Origin of the sequence: Dietzia natronolimnaea (assembly GCF_002289575.1) — a bacterium.
Lineage (GTDB): Bacteria > Actinomycetota > Actinomycetes > Mycobacteriales > Mycobacteriaceae > Dietzia > Dietzia natronolimnaea_A.
Genome location: NZ_NTGA01000133.1, coordinates 1 through 345, shown reverse-complemented (window position 1 = coordinate 345; position 345 = coordinate 1). Strand labels below are relative to the sequence as shown.

At 71.3% G+C, this 345-nt stretch carries 1 pseudogene; it reads left to right on the top strand.

What is annotated here, in order from left to right:
* Positions 1 to 233 (top strand): annotated as a pseudogene (locus CEY15_RS18005) (hypothetical protein); the annotation flags it as partial.
* Positions 234 to 345: the final 112 nt, after the last annotated feature.

Sequence of the window (345 nt, the reverse complement as noted above, 5' to 3'; positions counted from 1 at the left end):
TCAGCTACACCGCCGTCAAGCAGCAGCTGGCGGCCCTGAGGACCCAGGCCGCCGCCCGGCCCACCACCACGCAGCCGGCGGTGGCGGCTACGACGGACCGGCTGGAGCCGCCACCGGGTCGGCGAGATACCACCGGGGCGCATCTGGCCGGGCCCGAGCAGTTCAGCCTCGCCGCCCTCACAGGAGGCCCGAGCCCGAGCAGCGGCACCGCGGGGCAGGAGGAGCTGCAGTGACTGATCGTCATCTCACCGACGCCGACATGCCACTGTTCACCCAGTTGCGGATGACCGCGTTCGGCCAGACCGTCATCGACTTGGCCAACGATCCCGCCTGCGACGAGTGGAC